This window comes from Pseudomonas sp. TWP3-1, from assembly GCF_049896625.1.
In the GTDB taxonomy this organism is placed as follows: domain Bacteria; phylum Pseudomonadota; class Gammaproteobacteria; order Pseudomonadales; family Pseudomonadaceae; genus Aquipseudomonas.
Window position 1 is genome coordinate 189,361 of sequence record NZ_JAFCUQ010000005.1, and the last position, 18,513, is coordinate 207,873.

17 protein-coding genes are annotated in these 18,513 nt (G+C 60.3%); 10 read left to right on the top strand and 7 right to left on the bottom strand.

Translation table 11 applies throughout. From position 1 onward, the window contains the following. Positions 1-9: 9 nt before the first annotated feature. The 3 genes from rsmB to def are packed head-to-tail and all read right to left on the bottom strand — an operon-like array spanning position 10 to position 2,840. Positions 10-1,320, bottom strand: a complete 1,311-nt coding sequence (gene rsmB / locus ACP7BN_RS09690) for a 16S rRNA (cytosine(967)-C(5))-methyltransferase RsmB (RefSeq protein WP_426203568.1) — start codon at positions 1,318-1,320, stop codon at positions 10-12. Beyond that, complete coding sequence (gene fmt, locus ACP7BN_RS09695; protein ID WP_426203570.1) at positions 1,317-2,276, bottom strand: methionyl-tRNA formyltransferase; 960 nt, start codon at positions 2,274-2,276, stop codon at positions 1,317-1,319. Before fmt ends, rsmB begins: the two co-directional genes overlap by 4 nt. 57 nt (positions 2,277-2,333) lie before the next feature. Beyond that, positions 2,334-2,840 (bottom strand): peptide deformylase, encoded by a 507-nt coding sequence (gene def, locus ACP7BN_RS09700; protein ID WP_166222103.1) that lies wholly within the window; start codon positions 2,838-2,840, stop codon positions 2,334-2,336. A 169-nt stretch (positions 2,841-3,009) separates the two neighbouring features. Here def and ACP7BN_RS09705 point away from each other — a divergent pair, with 169 nt between their 5' ends. From ACP7BN_RS09705 to ACP7BN_RS09740, 8 genes are all read left to right on the top strand, one after another. Beyond that, positions 3,010-4,035, top strand: a complete 1,026-nt coding sequence (locus ACP7BN_RS09705) for a LysM peptidoglycan-binding domain-containing protein (RefSeq protein WP_426203573.1) — start codon at positions 3,010-3,012, stop codon at positions 4,033-4,035. 79 nt (positions 4,036-4,114) lie between these two features. Next, on the top strand, positions 4,115-5,215 hold the full coding sequence (gene dprA, locus ACP7BN_RS09710) for a DNA-processing protein DprA (RefSeq protein ID WP_420650060.1): 1,101 nt from the start codon (positions 4,115-4,117) through the stop codon (positions 5,213-5,215). Positions 5,216-5,285: 70 nt separating this feature from the next. Then, positions 5,286-5,843, top strand: a complete 558-nt coding sequence (locus ACP7BN_RS09715; RefSeq protein WP_420650059.1) for an L-threonylcarbamoyladenylate synthase — start codon at positions 5,286-5,288, stop codon at positions 5,841-5,843. 270 nt (positions 5,844-6,113) lie between these two features. Further along, positions 6,114-6,785 (top strand): hypothetical protein, encoded by a 672-nt coding sequence (locus ACP7BN_RS09720; RefSeq protein WP_426203576.1) that lies wholly within the window; start codon positions 6,114-6,116, stop codon positions 6,783-6,785. After that, positions 6,763-7,497, top strand: a complete 735-nt coding sequence (locus tag ACP7BN_RS09725; RefSeq protein ID WP_426203578.1) for an iron-containing redox enzyme family protein — start codon at positions 6,763-6,765, stop codon at positions 7,495-7,497. Before ACP7BN_RS09720 ends, ACP7BN_RS09725 begins: the two co-directional genes overlap by 23 nt. Before the next feature lie 33 nt (positions 7,498-7,530). Further along, positions 7,531-8,625 carry a DUF3419 family protein gene (locus ACP7BN_RS09730; RefSeq protein ID WP_426203579.1) on the top strand — a complete coding sequence of 365 codons (1,095 nt, stop codon included), beginning with the start codon at positions 7,531-7,533 and terminating at the stop codon, positions 8,623-8,625. Beyond that, positions 8,622-9,890 (top strand): aminotransferase class I/II-fold pyridoxal phosphate-dependent enzyme, encoded by a 1,269-nt coding sequence (locus tag ACP7BN_RS09735; RefSeq protein ID WP_426203581.1) that lies wholly within the window; start codon positions 8,622-8,624, stop codon positions 9,888-9,890. The genes ACP7BN_RS09730 and ACP7BN_RS09735 overlap by 4 nt, the downstream gene beginning before the upstream one ends. Beyond that, a complete protein-coding gene (locus tag ACP7BN_RS09740) occupies positions 9,880-11,193 on the top strand; it encodes a phenylacetate--CoA ligase family protein (RefSeq protein WP_426203583.1) in 1,314 nt (437 codons plus the stop codon). Before ACP7BN_RS09735 ends, ACP7BN_RS09740 begins: the two co-directional genes overlap by 11 nt. A gap of 23 nt (positions 11,194-11,216) precedes the next feature. Here ACP7BN_RS09740 and ACP7BN_RS09745 read toward each other — a convergent pair whose 3' ends face one another. Further along, entirely contained in the window at positions 11,217-12,194 is a 978-nt protein-coding gene (locus tag ACP7BN_RS09745) for an NADPH:quinone reductase (RefSeq protein ID WP_426203586.1), read from the bottom strand. Between the two features lie 177 nt (positions 12,195-12,371). Between ACP7BN_RS09745 and hemF the strand changes: the two genes are divergently transcribed. Then, positions 12,372-13,286, top strand: a complete 915-nt coding sequence (gene hemF / locus ACP7BN_RS09750) for an oxygen-dependent coproporphyrinogen oxidase (RefSeq protein ID WP_426203588.1) — start codon at positions 12,372-12,374, stop codon at positions 13,284-13,286. 13 nt (positions 13,287-13,299) lie between these two features. Further along, positions 13,300-14,121, top strand: coding sequence for a shikimate dehydrogenase (gene aroE / locus ACP7BN_RS09755; protein WP_426203589.1), 822 nt, complete (start codon positions 13,300-13,302; stop codon positions 14,119-14,121). 91 nt (positions 14,122-14,212) lie between these two features. Here aroE and ACP7BN_RS09760 read toward each other — a convergent pair whose 3' ends face one another. From ACP7BN_RS09760 to betC, 3 genes are all read right to left on the bottom strand, one after another. Next, positions 14,213-15,781, bottom strand: coding sequence for a SulP family inorganic anion transporter (locus ACP7BN_RS09760; RefSeq protein ID WP_426203591.1), 1,569 nt, complete (start codon positions 15,779-15,781; stop codon positions 14,213-14,215). Positions 15,782-16,061: 280 nt separating this feature from the next. Further along, complete coding sequence (gene choX, locus ACP7BN_RS09765; RefSeq protein ID WP_426203593.1) at positions 16,062-16,982, bottom strand: choline ABC transporter substrate-binding protein; 921 nt, start codon at positions 16,980-16,982, stop codon at positions 16,062-16,064. A gap of 16 nt (positions 16,983-16,998) precedes the next feature. Continuing rightward, entirely contained in the window at positions 16,999-18,513 is a 1,515-nt protein-coding gene (betC, locus tag ACP7BN_RS09770) for a choline-sulfatase (protein ID WP_426203596.1), read from the bottom strand.

The following is an 18,513-nucleotide window of genomic DNA, read 5'->3' on the forward strand; positions in this document are numbered from 1 at the left end:
TGAATCCGTTTAGCCGCGCGCGGCAGCGATCTTGATCAGCTTGGCGTAGTAGAACCCGTCATGCCCGCCCTGCTGGGCCAGCAATTGGCGACCATGCGGCTGTTTGATCCCGGCCGTAGTGGCCAGGTCCAGCTCGCGGGCGCCGGGCGTGCGCTCAAGGAACGCGGCGATGACTTCGGTGTTCTCGGTCGGCAAGGTCGAGCACGTGGCGTAGAGCAGAATGCCGCCGACTTCGAGGGTCTGCCACATGGCGTCGAGCAGCTCGCCTTGCAGGGTCGCGAGAGCGGCGATGTCATCGGCCTGACGCGTGAGCTTGATGTCCGGGTGCCGGCGGATCACACCCGTCGCCGAACATGGCGCGTCGAGCAGGATGCGCTGGAACGGTTTGCCGTCCCACCACTTGGCCGTGTCGCGACCGTCGGCGGCGATCAGTTCGGCGCTCAGGCCGAGGCGTTCAAGGTTTTCCCTGACGCGCACCAGACGCTTGGCTTCCAGATCCACCGCCACCACACCGGCCAGCGCCGGTTCGGCTTCGAGGATGTGGCAGGTTTTGCCCCCGGGTGCGCAGCAGGCGTCGAGCACGCGTTGGCCCGGCGCGAGGTCGAGCAGGTCGGCGGCGAGTTGCGCGGCTTCGTCCTGCACGCTGATCCAGCCTTCAGCGAAACCCGGCAGGCTGCGCACGTCGCTGGCCGCTTCGAGAATGATGCCGTCACCGCTGTAAACGCACGGCGTCGCGGCGATCCCGGCTTCAGCCAACAAGCCCAGGTAAGCGTCGCGGCTGTGATGGCGGCGGTTGACTCGCAGGATCATCGGCGGATGCGCATTGTTGGCTTCGCAGATCGCCTCCCACTGTTCCGGCCAGAAAGCCTTGAGGGATTTTTGCAGCCAGCGCGGGTGAGCGGTACGCACCACCGGGTCTCGCTCCAGTTCGGCGAAAATCGCCTCACTTTCGCGCTGTGCATTACGCAACACGGCGTTGAGCAACGCTTTGGCCCACGGCTTTTTCAGCTTCTCGGCGCAACCCACGGTTTCGCCGATGGCCGCGTGCGGCGGCACCCGGGTGTAGAGCAGTTGATAGAGACCGACCAGCAGCAGCGCTTCGACATCAGCATCGGCAGCCTTGAACGGTTTCTGTAAGAGCTTGGCTGCCAGCGCTGACAGCCGTGGCTGCCAACGCGCGGTGCCGAACGCCAGATCCTGAGTGAAACCGCGATCGCGATCCTCGACCTTATCCAGTTGCGTCGGCAGGGAGCTGTTGAGCGAGGCTTTGCCGCTCAGGACAGCGGCGAGTGCCTTGGCGGCGGCCAGACGCGGGTTCATTGCGCGTCCACCGCTGCGCCGAGAACGGTGCCGACGGCGAATTTCTCACGACGGCTGTTGAACAGGTCGCTGAAATTCAGCGCCTTGCCACCGGGCAGTTGCAGACGCGTCAGGCACAGGGCTTGTTCACCGCAGGCGACGATCAGACCATCCTTGCTGGCGCCGAGAATCGCGCCCGGTGCGCCGCTGCCCTCGGCCAGTGTGGCCGCCAGCACTTTCAGCGCTTCGCCATTCAGCGTGCTGTGGGTGATCGGCCAAGGATTGAAGGCGCGCACCAGACGTTCCAGCTCGACCGCCGGACGACTCCAGTCAATGCGTGCTTCGTCCTTGTTGAGTTTGTGTGCGTAGGTGGCGAGGCTGTCGTCCTGCACTTCGCCTTGCAGCGTGCCAGCGGCCAGACCGGCAATCGCTTGCACCACAGCCGGAGGACCCATTTCCGCGAGGCGGTCGTGCAGGCTGCCGCCGGTGTCTTCGGCGCTGATCGGGGTGACGACTTTGAGCAGCATCGGCCCGGTGTCGAGGCCCGCTTCCATGCGCATCACGGTTACGCCGCTTTCGCTATCGCCGGCTTCCACAGCGCGTTGAATCGGCGCTGCACCGCGCCAGCGCGGCAACAGCGAGGCGTGACTGTTGATGCAGCCCAGACGCGGAATATCCAGCACCACTTGCGGCAGGATCAGGCCGTAGGCGACTACCACCAGCAAGTCAGGCTGGAGGGCGGCCAGCTCGGCCTGCGCGTCTTCGTTGCGCAGGGTCGGCGGCTGCAACACCTGGATGTTATTTTCCAGCGCGAGCTGCTTGACCGGGCTCGGCATGAGTTTTTGCCCGCGACCGGCCGGGCGATCCGGTTGGGTGTAGACCGCGACGATCTCGTAAGGGCTGTTTAACAGGGCCTTGAGGTGTTCGGCGGCGAATTCCGGGGTGCCGGCAAAGACAATGCGCAGTGGCTCGGTCATCAGAGGGTTCTCACAAAAAGAAAAAGGCTTGCCGCAGCAAGCCTTTGAAGGAGGGCATCAAGCGTTCTGGCGATGAAGCTTTTCGAGCTTCTTCTTGATGCGGTCGCGTTTGAGCGTGGACAGGTAATCGACGAACAATTTGCCGTTGAGGTGGTCGCATTCGTGCTGGATGCACACTGCGAGCAGGCCTTCGGCGATCAGTTCGTAAGGCTTGCCGTCGCGGTCCAGAGCCTTGATCTTGACCTTCTGCGGGCGGTCGACGTTTTCGTAGAAGCCCGGCACCGAGAGGCAGCCTTCCTGGTATTGCTCCATTTCTTCGGTCAGCGATTCGAACTCGGGGTTGATGAACACCCGTGGCTCGGTGCGGTCTTCGGAAAGGTCCATCACGACGATACGTTTGTGCACGTTGACCTGGGTCGCGGCAAGGCCGATGCCCGGCGCTTCATACATTGTTTCAAACATGTCATCGACCAACTGACGCACTTCGTCGTCCACTACGGCCACAGGCTTGGCGATAGTGCGCAGACGCGGGTCCGGGAATTCGAGGATGTTTAAAATGGCCATAGGCTTGATTGCTGCACGTGTTGAGTAAAGTCGGGCGATGGCCTGGCAGGTCCGAAGATGCAGGCTACCGTTGTGAAACGTAGCGCCGTGCTTTTCAGAATAGAGCACGGAGCGAGCCACGGGGGCTCTGGCGTTTCACGCGAACGCACATAATAAAGGGATTCACCGCATGAGGAAATCACTACTCGCCCTGCTGTTTCTGGTCTCGGCCGGGGCGGCGCATGGGCAAGTGCAGCTCAAGGAAGGTTTTCCACAGCAATACACGGTGGTTTCGGGGGACACGCTCTGGGACATTTCCGGCAAATATCTGCGCGAACCCTGGCAGTGGCCGCAGTTGTGGCAGGCCAATCCGCAAATCGAAAACCCCAATCTGATCTATCCCGGCGACCTGCTGACGCTGAGTTACGTCAACGGCCAGCCGCGTCTGATGCTCAATCGCGGCGCCTCACGCGGCACCATCAAGCTGTCGCCACGCATCCGTACCAGCCCGGTGGCCGACGCGATTCCGAGCATTCCGCTGAAATCGATCAACAGCTTTCTGCTGAGCAACCGCATCGTCGACAAGGTCGAGGACTTCGACAAGGCGCCGTACATCGTTGCGGGTGATGCCGAACGCGTGCTCAGTGGCACCGGCGACCGGATCTTCGCTCGCGGGCATTTCGACCCGAACCAGCCGGTCTACGGAATCTTCCGGCAAGGCAAGGTCTACACCGATCCACAGAGCAAGGAGTTTCTCGGCATCAACGCCGATGACATCGGCGGCGGCGAAATTGTCGCGACCGAAGGTGATGTCGCCACCCTCGCCCTGCAACGCACCACCCAGGAAGTGCGTCTCGGCGACCGCTTGTTCAGTGGCGAAGAACGCTCGATCAATTCGACCTTTATGCCCAGCGCCCCGCAAACCGATATCAACGGACTGATCATCGACGTGCCGCGCGGCGTAACGCAGATCGGCGCGATGGATGTGGTCACGTTGAATAAAGGTAAACGCGACGGTCTGGCCGAAGGCAATGTGCTGGTGGTGATGAAAACCGGCGAAACCGTACGCGACCGGGTCACCGGCCAGCCGCTGAAAATCCCCGACGAACGCGCCGGGTTGCTGATGGTGTTCCGCACCTACGACAAACTCAGTTACGGCCTCGTGCTCAACGCATCGCGCTCGCTGGCGGTGCTCGACAAGGTGCGAAATCCTTAGCTGGCTTAACAAGTTACCAACAGACTTATCCACAGCTTGTTCCGAATGGTTCGGGGCTTATAACGGTCAAGGATGATCCATGATGATGTCCGTATGTACGCCGATTTCCCCGGCGGAACTGGAGGCGCGTTTGCGCCTGCACCGCCTGCCGGAAATCGGCCCGAAACGATTTGCCAGACTGCTCGAGGCGTTTGGTTCGGCCTCCAAGGCGATCAGCGCGCCGGCCAGTGCCTGGCGCGCGTTGGGATTGCCGGCGGCGTGTGCCGAAGCACGGCGTTGCCCGGAGGTGCGTGATGGCGCCAGCCACGCGATGCGCTGGCTAGAGCGGCCGGGCCAGCATTTGTTGATGTGGGATCAGCCGGATTACCCGGCACTGCTGGCGCAGATTCCCGACCCGCCGCCGCTGCTGTTCGTCGCTGGCGACCCACTGATCCTGGAAAAACCGCAGTTGGCGATGGTCGGCAGTCGCCGCGCATCACGCCCGGGCATGGACACCGCTGCCGCGTTTTCCCGCAGCCTGGCGGGGGCCGGTTTCGTGATCACCAGTGGCCTGGCGCTGGGCATTGATGCGGCCGCGCACCAAGCCGCGCTGGATGTCGGCGGGCAAACCGTCGGGGTACTTGGGACGGGGCTGGAAAAATTTTATCCACAACGCAATCGACGCCTGGCCGACGACATGATCGCCGCGGGCAGCGCGGTGCTTTCCGAGTTTCCGCTGGACGCCGGGCCGAGCGCCAGCAACTTCCCCAGACGCAACCGGATCATCAGCGGCTTGTCCCTCGGCGTGCTGGTAGTCGAGGCAAGTGTGGCCAGCGGATCGCTGATCACCGCGCGGCTGGCCGCGGAACAGGGACGCGAGGTGTACGCGATTCCAGGCTCGATCCATCACCCCGGTGCGCGCGGCTGCCATCAGTTGATCCGCGACGGCGCGGTGCTGGTAGAAACCATCGAACACATCCTCGAAGCGTTGCGCGGCTGGCAGCATTTGCCGATGTCGGAGGCGACGACGAGCGTGGATAACCCGCTATTGCGCCTGCTGCACGCGGCACCGCACACCAGCGAAGGGCTGGTCGACAGCAGTGGCTGGGCGCTGCCCAAAGTGCTGGCCGCATTGACCGAGCTGGAGATGGACGGCCGCGCAGTCTGCGAAAACGGCCGCTGGTTTGCGCGCATGATCTAACGTTCATACAGGCTGGGATTTACATTGAAGATCGGTAAACTGCGCGAAACCTGTTTGCGGAGAGTTTTTCATGGTCAACAGTTGGCGTGTGCAACAAGCCGCGCGAGAGATTCGTGCCGGGGCGGTCATTGCCTATCCAACCGAAGCCGTCTGGGGGTTGGGGTGCGATCCGTGGGATGAAGAAGCAGTGGAACGGTTGCTGATGCTCAAGGGCCGTTCGGTGGGCAAAGGCCTGATTCTGGTCGCCGACAATATCCGCCAGTTCGACTTCCTCTTCGAAGACTTCCCGGAGCTGTGGCTGGACCGCATGGCCAGCACCTGGCCGGGGCCGAACACGTGGCTGGTGCCGCATCGCAACCAGTTGCCGCAGTGGATCACCGGGGTGCACGAAACCGTAGCGCTGCGCGTCAGTGATCATCCACTGGTTCGCGACCTGTGTTCACTGGTCGGACCGCTAGTGTCGACATCGGCCAATCCACAAGGTCGGCCAGCAGCGCGCTCGCGGTTGCGGGTCGAGCAGTATTTCCGTGGCCAGCTTGATCTGGTGCTTGGCGGTTTGCTTGGTGGGCGCAAGAATCCCAGCATCATCCGTGATCTGGCCACCGGCCACGTCGTCCGTCCCGATTGATATAACTCTGATTTGATTTATCGATTACTCCTCGGCTTTTATAGCGAGGAGTACTACGCATGCCTGCGATTTTTCCTTCGAGTAAATAGCAACTTACAACACGATGTTGTTTGTATTTTTCCTCCGTGTGTCAGATGTATCGACAAGTATCGAACTTTCGTGAATTTTCCCACGTCATTATCAGAATTCGCGAAGTGGCGATTTTTCTAAAACCATCCATCATTCAAGTGCGCCCGGACATTTCGAAAAGTTAACTTCTGCGGAGATGGAATGGATACTACGGATTTACAACTCACGGATTATCTGCAGGCACTCAAGGCGACGTTAAAGAGTCGTCATGAAAATTATCGTATCGTTATTCTTGAAGCTGGATCAGACACGCGGGAGTTTGAACGTTTTGTTTCTCAGCAGTTTCGTCTGCGATTACAACATTACATGCTCACGTCCAGCGCAAGATCACTCGAAACACGCTTGGCAATTACATCACGTAGCACTCACTTCTTGCTGTATCAGGACGATCAGCCAGTGGCGGTATTAAGAGTTACACCTGCGCCGTTCGAGTGGGCAGCGCTGGCGCAGCAGCATGTATCTCCTACCGTAGCGCTGTCTCGACATGTCGAGTTCAGCCGCTTGATCGCGCACTCGCCAAGTCACTTGCCGGTGTTGATCAACGGCCTGCTTGCGGCCGCGACCGAATGGGCGATCCAACACGGTTATGAGGGCGTCACTGCGTTGTGCCGATCTCCGCAGCGGCGTCTGTTCCAGCGCTTCGGCCTTACGCCGATTACCACCAATTCATTGCATATCGAGCAGCGCAAACGCGGCGATTACTGGCTGCTTTCAGCCAGGTGGCCGCAAATCCTTGCGGCCGTAAATCCGCCAACCGACAAAATTCTCAAACAAACGGAAATCCATGCAGATGAACTCGCCCCGCAGTTTTGAACAACAGTTGAGCCGGCTAGATGACAGAATCGACAAGATCTGGACGGATATCCTGGATAACTCGCAGTTGGTGAAAGTAATTCGCGAGGGCAATGTTTCCAAGGCGCTGTATGCGATATATATGATCGAAACCTTTCACTACACCGCCCACAACGCGAGAAATCAGGGGTTGGTGGGTGTCCGACATGCGGATAATCCGGTATATGCCAAATTCTGTTTTGAACACGCAGCGCAAGAAGTCGGCCATGAAAGAATGGCGTTGCACGATGTCATGAGTCTTGGTTTGAAGAATCAAGTTTTCGATATGCCATCTGCACTTCCGGCAACCGACGTTCTGATTGCTTACTTGTACTGGATTTCCTTTACAGGTAATCCCCTGCAACGGCTCGGTTACAGTTATTGGGCGGAAAACGCCTACCAGTTCATCATGCCAATCATCAATAAACTGAGTGAAACGCTGGCGCTGAAACCTGCCCAGCTGACCTTCTTCATTGCCCATTCCGATATTGATATCGAGCACTTCAACGAAATTAAACTCATGCTGCAGCGCACGTGCAAGAACCAGGCTGATTGGGATGCGATTGCCAGCGTAATGGAAACCAGTCTGCGCCTGACCGGCAATATGCTTGAAGCTGTATATGAGCAATATGAGGCTTGGCAAAAAGGCCTGGCGCCGCGTTATGACTTTCTCCACGCCCTGGACCGGTCATGAGAGCCCGACACCCTCCGATGAGCGGAGGCGCGAATGGCTGAATATTTCGAGCGGCTCAACTACACGCTGGGGGATGAAGACACAGCACTTGAGCACGCGATTCTGCCCGAGCGTGCCAAACATATAGTCGGTGTCGCCGGGTGTGGCGGACGGCTGTTGCCGCTGTTGGCCCGCAGTCCGATGCGCATGACCTGCACCGATATAAGTGCGCCGCAACTCGCCTTCACGCGGTTGCGATTTGCTCTTCTGGAGCAGACCGATCACGCGTCGTTCATGGAATTCCTGGGCTACCAGCCAGAGAGTTCGGCGATACGCCGCCAGTCGATTTTTCAGCAGCTGAATTTGCCCTCGGCGGATCGCCGCTGGCTGGCGGAGTTGTTCCGGTCCCGTGACTGGAAGGCACCGATTTACATGGGTGCTTTCGAGCAGACGCTGCAGCGGCTGGCCAAGGTCAATGGGTTGTTTACCGGAAGGGCGGGTCGAGAAATTTTCCGACACAGCGAACTTGGCGCGCAGACGGAATATTACCGAAGCCGTTTCCCGCTCACGCGCTGGAAAGCGGTAATCGCGCTGCTGGGGAACGCGGCAGTGCTCAACTCGCTGCTGTATCGAGGCTCATTTCCACCCAACAATCTTGGTATCAGTTCGCGCGCGGCATATCAGCAGATTTTCCACGCCTTGTTTACCACTCAAGTGGTGAAGGAGAGCTTTTTCCTGCAAATGCTGTTCTTCGGAGAACTGCGCTATCCGCAGGGCTACCCACTGGAATGTGACCCGATAATTTTCAGCCGTGCGCGCGAGAGACTTCAGCAGTGCGAGTTGCGCGTGGTGCAGGCGGACATCCTCGATTGTGTTGCCACGTTTGCGGATGTCGATTTCGTCTCGCTGTCGGACGTGCCGTCCTTCATGCCCCAGGGGGCCGGCGCCAGTGTCTTGCAACGTCTGCGCCCGGCGCTGAGCGGGCAGGCGTTGATAGTCATGCGTGGCCATTTGCACGTGGTGCAGCCTGATAGTGCAGGTTTCTGCGATATCACCGCCCAATACCAGCCAGTGATCGCACGCGAAACAACCCAGCTATGGCGCGTGCAGGTCTATCGCCAGACACCCCCTTTGCAGGCCTTCCCATGAACACGATTCAACCAACCGTAAATTGGGTCAAAAACCGTGTGCGCCAGGCGCGGGACGATCAGCAGCAACTGTTCGAAGCCGGGCTCAACGGTTTGAACCTGGTGAAACGTGAGGGCAAGGAAATCGAGTTGAATAGCGGTGAGCGGCTGACTGAATTTCTCTCATGCTCTTACCTCGGGCTGGAGTGCGATCCACGCCTTATTCAAGGCGCGATGAGCGCCGTCCAGTCATTCGGCGTGCAGTTCGCTGCTGCGCGAACCCGGGCTCTGCTGCCGCCCATGCGCGAGCTGGATGAGCAACTGAACCGGATATTCCAGGGGCATTCGGTGACCTTCAACTCGGTAGGCAGCGCGCATCTTGGCTGTCTGCCGCTGCTCGGATCCGGCGAATTGCCTTCCTATCCCTTGCGTCGTGGACCTGGCTGGATCGTCGACCGGGCTGCGCATGCCTCGATGCAAGTGCTGCAGGGCATCCTGTGCCAGTTCGGCCCCGTGCTGCGTTGCGATTGCAGCGATCTCGAGCAAGTGGAGCACGCATGCTCTACTGCGGTTGCGGCTGGCAATACACCGATCATCCTCACCGACAGCATCGGCTCAATGCGGGGTTTGTATCCGGTCAACCGTCTGCTGCAACTGGCGGAGCGTTTCGACGGTTATCTCTACGCGGATGATGCCCACGGCACTTCGATTCATGGCGAAGCAGGCGGTGGCTATGCGCTTTTCGCAGCCGACCAGCGACAGCGCGCTCGTCTGATCCTGCTGTCCTCGCTGTCCAAGGCGTTCGGCGCCACCGGCGGTGCAATTACTGTGCACACGGCGGCTGATGCCGAGATGATACGGCGCCATGCGTCGACCTATACATTCGGCGGGCCACTGTCCATGGGCGGCGTGGGCGCAGCAGTCGCCTCCGGCAAAATCCACCTTTCCCCTGAGCTGGGACAGTTGCAGGCGGATCTGTGGCGCAATGTGGCCGTGATCGACGGTCTGCTCGGGCCGGTGCTGGGCAACCATCAAGTGGCCTCACCCATTCGGTTCGTGCGCGTCGGCGCCGAGAGCGATGCGATCAACCTTGCGCTGCATCTGCGCCGACAGACGATTGCGGTCACCACCGCTGTGTTTCCGGTAGTGGCCAAGGGCGAGGCGATCCTGCGTCTGGCCATCAGTGCCAGTCATAGCCAGACCCAGCTGGAGCATCTCGCGAGCGCTGTCGGCAGCGGGTTCGATGCGTTGGGTATTCGTCAGGGGGGGCGTGGCGATGAGCAGTGATCCGATAATCAATGCCGGTGCTGACGGGGATGCTGCTGACGCCTTTGCGCGCAAATTGGCGCACGCGCGCTCCCTGCCGTGGTTCAGCGCGTTATATCCCCAGCTCAGAGACGTGCAGACCGCAAACGACCTGCATCGACTGCCGATTCAAGCCGTGGAGGACGAACACGGCGGTGTGCTGTTCTCCGTGCTCGGCGAAGCCTCACACCGCGCACCGGACGGCGGCCTGACTCTCACGTCGGGAGGCAGCACCGGCAACCGTAAGCACATCACCCATTCATGGGCGTTCAATACCGGCATCGTTTCCTTGGGTGCGCGGATGTTTGGGGAGGCTGACGAACGTCCAGGCATCGTCATCAACTGTCTGACCTGCGGTGAAATGCAGGGAGCCTTTCAATACGCATCGGCGGTCGTCCAGCACATTGGTGCGCGCCTGTTGCCCGCCGGTTCGCAGATGGGCGTTCAACGGATTGCCGAGCTGATTCAGTCACAGGCGGCCGATGCGCTGATTTGCACACCCTCCTTCGCTGCGGCGCTGTTCAACCATGATCAGATCGGCGCAGCGCAGTTAGGCAGTCTGAAGTGGCTGTACTACATCGGAGAACCCTGCAGTCAATCGTTGCGCGAACAACTCACCCGGGACTGGCCGATGCTGAAGATAAGGTCGTTCGGCTACAGCTCTACGGAGACCGGCCCCATCGGCTTTCAATGCGCACACCTTGAGCACGGGTTTTATCATCTGCATGCCGACGCGGTGCTGCTCGAAGTAGTTGATCCCGTGACCCTGCAAGCCGTGCCCGAAGAGCAGACCGGCGAATTTCTGTTGACGCCGCTGCTGCCCGATCACGTACCGCTGTTGCGGTACAGGATTGGCGATCGTGGGCGAATGCTGCGCAAGGTGAGGAGTTGTGCCTGTGGCAGTTCCTGGCCCGTGCTGGAGCTCGAGGGTCGGGTCGAAACGTCGATCAAGCTGGGCGGCGCGATCATCACTCAGCGGCAGGTAATGCATGCGCTCGGTCAGATGTTGCCCGAGTTGTGCGCCGCCGATATTCAGGTGCAGGTCGATCGTCAGGCTAACGGTGCTCGCATGCGTCTGGTCATCGCCCAGGAAAAACTGGCTGCCGATGCGCAGGCGGTGATCGAACGGGCACTGCAGGGCGAGGCTCAGGCGAGCGCATTGCTCGGCTTGCCCGGAGTATTGGGGTTGCAGGTGCAGCGTCTGGCCCGAGAGGACTTTGCAACAACCTCGGCCGGCAAGACGCCGTTTTTTGTTGAATTGCAACTTACCCCGACCAACTTATGAAGCATCGCCGGGGCAGCTTGTCGTCATGGCAGCAGGATGGTCGAACCCGTGGTGCGCCGCGCCGACAACTCGGTCTGCGCCTTCGCCGCTTCAGCCAGTGGATAACGCTGACTGATATCCACCTTTATCTTGCCGCTGATGATCATCTCGAACAGCTCATCCGCCATCCGTTGCAGGTTCGCGGCATTGTTGGCGTAAGTCGCCAGGGTCGGCCGGGTCACGTACAGCGAACCTTTCGCCGACAGGATCCCCAGGTTCACCCCGTCCACCGCGCCGGACGCATTACCGAAACTCACCAGCAGACCGCGCGGCGCCACGCTGTCGAGCGAGGTCAGCCAGGTGTCCTTGCCAACCCCGTCGTAGACCACCGGGACTTTCTTGCCGTCGGTCAACTCCAGCACCCGCTGGGCAACGTTTTCGTGGCTGTAGTCGATGGTCGCCCATGCGCCGTTAGCCTTGGCCAGGTCGGCTTTCTCTTTCGAGCTGACCGTACCGATCAGTTTCACGCCGAGAGCCTTGGCCCATTGGCAGGCCAGCGAACCGACGCCACCGGCGGCGGCGTGGAACAGAATGGTTTCACCAGCCTTGAGTTCATAAGTCTGACGCAGCAGATATTGCACGGTCAGGCCTTTGAGCATGACCCCGGCGGCGGTTTCGAAGCTGATGGCGTCCGGCAGTTTCACCAGATTGGCTTCGGGCAGGACGTGCAGTTCGCTGTAAGCACCCAACGGGCCGCTGCCATAAGCCACGCGATCACCGACCTTGAAGCGGGTGACTTCGCTGCCCACCGCGTCAACGATGCCGGCACCCTCGGCACCTAGACCCGACGGCAATGCTGGCGGCGCGTAGAGACCGCTGCGGTAGTAAGTGTCGATGAAGTTCAGACCGATGGCCTTGTTGCTCACGCGCACCTGCTGCGGGCCGGGCTCGGCGGGCTGGTAGTCAACGTACTCGAGCACTTCGGGGCCGCCGTGGGCGTGGAACTGGATTCGCTTTGCCATCTGCCTATTCCTTGGGTCGTTTGCGAGCTGCCTATCGAACTCCCAACCTTGATCTTCGTCAACTGCGGCGTGCCGGCCTGCGATGGTATGCTACGCGCCCATTTGCGCCGCCCCCCATTGCCTGCGGGGGCGCCGCGTAGTTTTGCCCGATCTGTTTTACCGATCCAGGGGGATGTCATGACGACCTGCACCGACGCCGTAAAAGCCTATCTGCTCGACCTGCAAGATCGCATCTGCGCTGCGCTGGAAGCCGAGGACGGCGGCACGCGCTTCGTCGAAGACGCCTGGGCTCGTCCGGCTGGGGGCGGCGGTCGCACTCGAGTGATCGAGAACGGCGCGTTGATCGAAAAGGGCGGCGTAAACTTTTCCCATGTGTTCGGCAGTGGTCTGCCACCGTCGGCCAGCGCCCATCGGCCGGAACTGGCCGGGCGCGGCTTTGAAGCCCTCGGCGTGTCGCTGGTGATTCACCCGCACAACCCGCATGTGCCGACGTCCCACGCCAATGTGCGTTTTTTCATCGCCGAGAAAGAAGGCGAAGAGCCGGTGTGGTGGTTCGGTGGCGGCTTCGACCTGACCCCGTATTACGGCAACGAAGAAGACTGCATCCACTGGCACCGCGTGGCCGAGCAGGCCTGTGCGCCGTTCGGCCCGGACGTCTATTCGCGCTACAAGGCCTGGTGCGACAGCTATTTCCACATCAAGCATCGCCACGAACCACGTGGCATCGGCGGCCTGTTTTTCGACGACCTGAACGAGTGGGACTTCGATACCAGTTTCGCCTTCATGCGCGCCATCGGTGACGCCTACATCGATGCGTATCTGCCAATCGTGCAACGGCGCAAGCACGATGAGTTCACCGCCAAGCAGCGCGAGTTCCAGGAATTCCGCCGTGGCCGTTACGTTGAATTCAATCTGGTTTACGACCGTGGCACGCTGTTCGGCCTGCAATCGGGCGGACGCACCGAGTCAATCCTGATGTCGCTGCCGCCGCAGGTGCGCTGGGCCTACGACTGGAAGGCCGAGCCGGGTAGCGAAGAGGCACGCCTGACCGACTACTTTCTGCAAGACCGCGACTGGCTGGCCCAGGCCTGAACGAGGAGTTGTGATGGATCGTTACGTCGTTTTCGGTAATCCGATCGGCCACAGCAAGTCGCCGCTGATTCATAAACTGTTCGCCGAGCAGACCGGGCAGAGTCTTGACTACAGCACTTTGCTGGCGCCGCTCGACGGCTTTTCCGGTTGCGCCAAGGTGTTTTTTCAGGACGGTCGCGGCGCCAACGTGACTGTGCCGTTCAAGGAAGACGCCTATCGCCTGGCCAACAGCCTGACTGCTCGTGCTGAGCGGGCCGGCGCAGTGAATACCCTGAGCAAACTCGCCGACGGTTCGCTGCTCGGCGACAACACCGACGGCGCCGGACTGGTACGCGATCTGACGGTGAATGCCGGTTTCAGCCTGACCGGCAAACGCATTCTGCTGCTCGGCGCTGGTGGTGCAGTGCGCGGAGCGCTGGAGCCATTGCTGGCGGAAAAACCGGCGTCGGTGATCATTGCCAATCGCACGGTGGAAAAAGCCGAATTGCTGGCAGAGTTATTCAGCGATCTGGGGCCGGTGTCGGCCAGTGGTTTCGACTGGTTGCGCGAGCCGGTGGACGTGATCATCAACGCCACATCCGCCAGCCTGACCGGCGATGTCCCGCCGATTGCACCGAGCCTGATCGAGCCGGGTAAAACCCTGTGCTACGACATGATGTATGGCAAGGAGCCGACGGCGTTTTGTCGTTGGGCCAGCGAGCATGGCGCGGCGGTGTCGATGGATGGGTTGGGGATGTTGGCTGAGCAAGCGGCAGAGGCGTTTTTACTGTGGCGCGGGGTGCGCCCGGACACTGCGCCCGTACTCGCCGAACTGCGCCGCCAACTGGCCCTTTAAAAGCATCGCTGGCAAGCCAGCTCCCACAAGGATCACCTCAATCCCTGTGGGAGCTGGCTTGCCAGCGATTGAAGTCGACACCGATATCTGATCACTCCTCAAAGCGGATCGGACATTTCTCCGGCCCTTCCAGCTTCCTCAACTCCTCAACCACCTGCGGCCGCGCGCGGCGCAATGTCAGGCAGCGTCCCTGTTTGAGCAAGCGTCGCGCCTCCTGATGCAGCATTTCTACCCCTGAATAGTCGATGAAGTTGATCTGCTGCGCTTCGATCACCACGCGCTCGCCGTGCATGCGTTGCAGGCGCACTTGCAGGTAATGGCTGGCGCCGAAAAAGATCGAACCACCAACCCGCAGCACATCATCCTCGCCATCGCGCCAATGCTGCACGCTCGGCTGTGAGGTGCGCTTGAGATAGAAAAACAGCGACGCCAGCACTCCGGCATAAATCGCTGTCTGCAATTCCAGCAGCAATGTGGCGAGACAGGTCAAAGCCATCACCAAGAATTCTGCGCGGCTGACTCGCAGCAGCGCGCGAATCCCGCGAATATCCACCAGCCCCCAGGCGATCAACAGAATGCTGCCGGCCATTGCCGGGATCGGAATGTGCGCTATCAACCCCGCGCCGAAAATCGCGAACAACGCCACCCACAGTGCCGAGAACACCCCGGCCAGCGGAGAACAGGCGCCGGCCTCATAGCTCAATCCGGAACGAGTGAATGACCCGGCGGACAACGATCCAGAGAGCAACGCGCCGACGATATTGGATAAACCCTGAGCGCGGACTTCCTGATTGGCATCGAGCAACTGCTGCGAGCGCGCGGAAATCGAGCGCGCAATCGACAGACTCGTAACCAGCCCGAGCATGCCCACCGCCACAGCGCTCGGCAGCAGGCGCAGGATCACGTCCAGATCCAGATCCAGCGCACTGAACGGCGGCAAACGTCCAACGAAGGCGCTGACCAATTGCACATGGCCGAACATCGCCGGCCACAGCCACACCAGCAGACTGCCGAGCACCAGCGTGATCAATAGCGTTGGCCAGCGCGGCAGCAACTGTTTCAATGCCGCGCCGACCAGCACCGTGGCCACACCGAGGGCGAGCGAGGGTTTATCCACAGTTCCCAGATGCCGCAGCAGATCCATCAGGCTGTCCAATGCCGTGGCTTTGCTCTGTAACTCCAGCCCGAGCAGGTTGGGTAATTGACCGATGACAATCACCACCGCCGCACCGAGGGTGAAACCCAGCACCACCGAATGCGAGACGAAATTCACCAGCGCGCCGAAGCGCAACAGGCCGAGCAGCCACTGGAAAACTCCGGCGAGGAAGGTCAGCAGCAAAATCAGGGTGATGTAGTCCTGTGATGCCGGGACGGCAAGTGGACTGACGCTGGCGTAAAGCACAATGGAGATTGCCGCCGTGGGGCCGCAGATCAGGTGCCACGAAGAACCCCATAAGCAGGCGATCAGGACCGGGATGATTGCCGCGTAGAGGCCGTATTCAGGTGGGAGACCGGCGATCAGCGCGTAGGCAATCGACTGCGGCAACGCGAGAATCGCACCGCTGAGACCGACGATCAGGTCGCGCCCGACGCTGGCGCGGGTCTGCCGGGGCAGCCAGGTCAGGAAGGGCAGGAGTGAGCGGCGGGTCGGGAGGGGCATGTGGTCTCGCGGTTTGGTATTTGGGTGTTTGCAAGGTTATCAGGGTGTCAGTAGAAGAGCCCCTCACCCTAACCCTCCCGAAACGTCGGACCGCCCGGAGGGAGAGGGGACTGACCGAGGTGTTGATTCGAAATTCATCGACCTGAAAGTCTTCAGTCGAACTCAGGTTCTGAAACCAACGACGGTCGGCTCCCTTTCCCCCTCGCCCCCCTTGGGGCGAGAGGGTTGGGGTGAGGGGGGAAAAGATCTTGAGCGAACATAAGTCGTCAGCACCCCACGATCAGAGCTTGGCCTTCACCGCCCCTAAAGCCTCTTTCCCATCTACGGTTTTCACGCCATCCAGCCACTTATCCAACACTCCCGGATTCGCCTTGATCCAGGCCTTCGCCGCTTGAGCGTTGCTGACTTTGTTGTTCACCACCTCAGCCATGATGCTGTTCTCCATCTCCTGGGTGAAGGCCAGATTGGTCAGCAACTTGCCCACATTCGGACAGGCTTCGGCATATCCCTTGCGCGTCAGGGTAAATACGCTGCCGGTGTCGCCAAAATATTTCTCGCCACCCTTCAGATAATGCATCTTCAACTGCACGTTCATCGGGTGCGGGGTCCAGCCGAGGAAGGTCACGAATTTCTGCTTCTTCACTGCCCGCGATACTTCGGCCAGCATTGCTTGTTCGCTCGACTCGATCAGCTTCCATTGACCCAAGTCGAAATCGTTCTTCTTGATGATCTCTTGCAGCGAGATGTTGGCTGGCGCACCCGAGCCGATCCCGTAGATTTTCTTTTCAAACTTGTCGGCGTACTTATTCAGGTCGGCAAAGTTATGCACACCCGCATCCCACACGTAATCCGGCACGGCGAGGGTGAACTCGGTGCCTTCGAGGTTCTTCGCCAGTTGCGTCACGTCGCCGGTCGCGACGAACTTGTCATAGAACCCCTGCTGCGCGGGCATCCAGTTGCCGAGGAACACATCAACCTGGCCATCCTTCAATCCGCCAAAGGTGATCGGCACTGCAAGGGTGTCGACCTTGGCCTTGTAGCCCATGCCGTCCAGCAGAAACCCGGTGATGGCGTTGGTCGCGGCAATGTCGCTCCAGCCCGGATCGGCCATTTTTACCGTGTCGCAACTCTGCTCGGCGTAGGCCGAAGCGCTGCCCATTGCCAGCAGACTGACGGTGACGACTGTGGATAACTTGAGCATGGACTTCCCCTTCGCATTATTGGTTTTGGCAGGGTTGTGGATAACGTGCTTTGCGTTCCAGATCATCAAGGTCGATGTGGTTGCGCATGTATTGCTGACTGGCGTCCACCAGCGGCTGGTGATCCCAGCTCTTCAGCTTGCCGATGGTCAGCGCCTCGGCGACGAACCGCCGACGCCGTTGGCTCTCGAGTACATCGCGGTGGATCGTCGGGATGTCCCATTTGGCCCGCGCTTCGGCGAGAAAGTCGTCGAACAACTGGCGGTGCTGCGGCGACTGGCTGAGTTCCTCCAACTCACGCGGATCGTTGGCTACGTCGAAGAGTAGGCAAGGGTCGCTTTCGCTGTAGATAAATTTCCAGGCACCGCGCCGGATCATCATCAGCGGGCTGATCGTGCCTTCGGCCATGTATTCGCCGAACACTTCATCGTGCCCGCCCTGCCCTTGCAGATGCGGCAGCAGCGATCGGCCGTCCAGCGGCAGGTCGGCTTGCAGTGTGCCGCCGGCCAGTTCGACGAAGGTTGGCAACAGGTCGGCCGTAGATACCGCGTTGCTGACCCGGCTCGCAGCGAATTGCCCTGGTGCACTTATCAACAGGGGCACGCGGGCGGCCATTTCGAACCAGTGCATTTTGTACCAGAGGCCTTTCTCGCCAAGCATGTCGCCGTGGTCACCTGAGAACACGATGATCGTGTCGTCGATCAGCCCGGTTTCTTCCAGCGTTTGCAGGAGCTTGCCGACGTTGGCGTCGATATAACTGCAAGCGCCGAAGTAGGCGCGGCGCGCATCGCGGATCTTATCCACAGGCAACGGCTTGTCCCAGAGATCGTAGACTTTGAGTAAACGCTGGGAATGTGGATCGAGTGAATGTTGCTCCGGCGTCGTAGGCAGCGGGATATCCGCATCGTCGTACAAATCCCAGAACGCCTTGGGAATCGTGTACGGATCATGTGGGTGAGTCATCGAGACGGTCAGGCAGAAGGGTTGATCGCCGTCCTCACGGATGTGATCGAACAGGTATTGCTGGGCCTTGAACACCACCTCTTCGTCGAAATCCAGCTGATTGGTACGCACGCACGGCCCGGCCTGCAGCACCGAGGACATGTTGTGATACCAGCTCGGACGCACGTCCGGCTCGTCCCAATTTACCGACCAGCCGTAATCGGCCGGGTAAATGTCGCTGGTCAGGCGTTCTTCATAGCCGTGCAACTGATCCGGGCCGCAAAAATGCATCTTTCCCGACAGCGCGGTGCGGTAGCCGAGGCGGCGCAGGTAGTGGGCGTAGGTCGGGATGTCGGCGGGGAAATCGGCGGCGTTGTCGTAGGCGCCGATCTTGCTCGGCAACTGGCCGCTGACCAGGGTGAAACGCGACGGCGCGCACAGTGGACTGTTGCAATAGGCGGCGTCGAACACCACGCCTTGTGCGGCCAAGCGGCTGAGATTGGGCAGTTTGATTGGAGACGGGCCGTAGATCGGCAACACTGGCGCGGCCATTTGATCGGCCATGATGAAGAGGATGTTCTTGCGCTTCAT

Excerpts from the sequence above, each read along its gene's own strand:
- ACP7BN_RS09740 (WP_426203583.1), top strand. The coding sequence starts at position 9,880 with ATGAGCAGTGATCCGATAATCAATGCCGGTGCTGACGGGGATGCTGCT.
- aroE (WP_426203589.1), top strand. The coding sequence starts at position 13,300 with ATGGATCGTTACGTCGTTTTCGGTAATCCGATCGGCCACAGCAAGTCG.
- ACP7BN_RS09720 (WP_426203576.1), top strand. The coding sequence starts at position 6,114 with ATGGATACTACGGATTTACAACTCACGGATTATCTGCAGGCACTCAAG.
- ACP7BN_RS09705 (WP_426203573.1), top strand. The coding sequence starts at position 3,010 with ATGAGGAAATCACTACTCGCCCTGCTGTTTCTGGTCTCGGCCGGGGCG.
- def (WP_166222103.1), bottom strand. The coding sequence starts at position 2,840 with ATGGCCATTTTAAACATCCTCGAATTCCCGGACCCGCGTCTGCGCACT.
- fmt (WP_426203570.1), bottom strand. The coding sequence starts at position 2,276 with ATGACCGAGCCACTGCGCATTGTCTTTGCCGGCACCCCGGAATTCGCC.
- rsmB (WP_426203568.1), bottom strand. The coding sequence starts at position 1,320 with ATGAACCCGCGTCTGGCCGCCGCCAAGGCACTCGCCGCTGTCCTGAGC.
- ACP7BN_RS09735 (WP_426203581.1), top strand. The coding sequence starts at position 8,622 with ATGAACACGATTCAACCAACCGTAAATTGGGTCAAAAACCGTGTGCGC.
- ACP7BN_RS09725 (WP_426203578.1), top strand. The coding sequence starts at position 6,763 with ATGAACTCGCCCCGCAGTTTTGAACAACAGTTGAGCCGGCTAGATGAC.
- hemF (WP_426203588.1), top strand. The coding sequence starts at position 12,372 with ATGACGACCTGCACCGACGCCGTAAAAGCCTATCTGCTCGACCTGCAA.
- ACP7BN_RS09715 (WP_420650059.1), top strand. The coding sequence starts at position 5,286 with ATGGTCAACAGTTGGCGTGTGCAACAAGCCGCGCGAGAGATTCGTGCC.
- ACP7BN_RS09760 (WP_426203591.1), bottom strand. The coding sequence starts at position 15,781 with ATGCCCCTCCCGACCCGCCGCTCACTCCTGCCCTTCCTGACCTGGCTG.
- choX (WP_426203593.1), bottom strand. The coding sequence starts at position 16,982 with ATGCTCAAGTTATCCACAGTCGTCACCGTCAGTCTGCTGGCAATGGGC.
- dprA (WP_420650060.1), top strand. The coding sequence starts at position 4,115 with ATGATGATGTCCGTATGTACGCCGATTTCCCCGGCGGAACTGGAGGCG.
- betC (WP_426203596.1), bottom strand. The coding sequence starts at position 18,513 with ATGAAGCGCAAGAACATCCTCTTCATCATGGCCGATCAAATGGCCGCG.
- ACP7BN_RS09730 (WP_426203579.1), top strand. The coding sequence starts at position 7,531 with ATGGCTGAATATTTCGAGCGGCTCAACTACACGCTGGGGGATGAAGAC.
- ACP7BN_RS09745 (WP_426203586.1), bottom strand. The coding sequence starts at position 12,194 with ATGGCAAAGCGAATCCAGTTCCACGCCCACGGCGGCCCCGAAGTGCTC.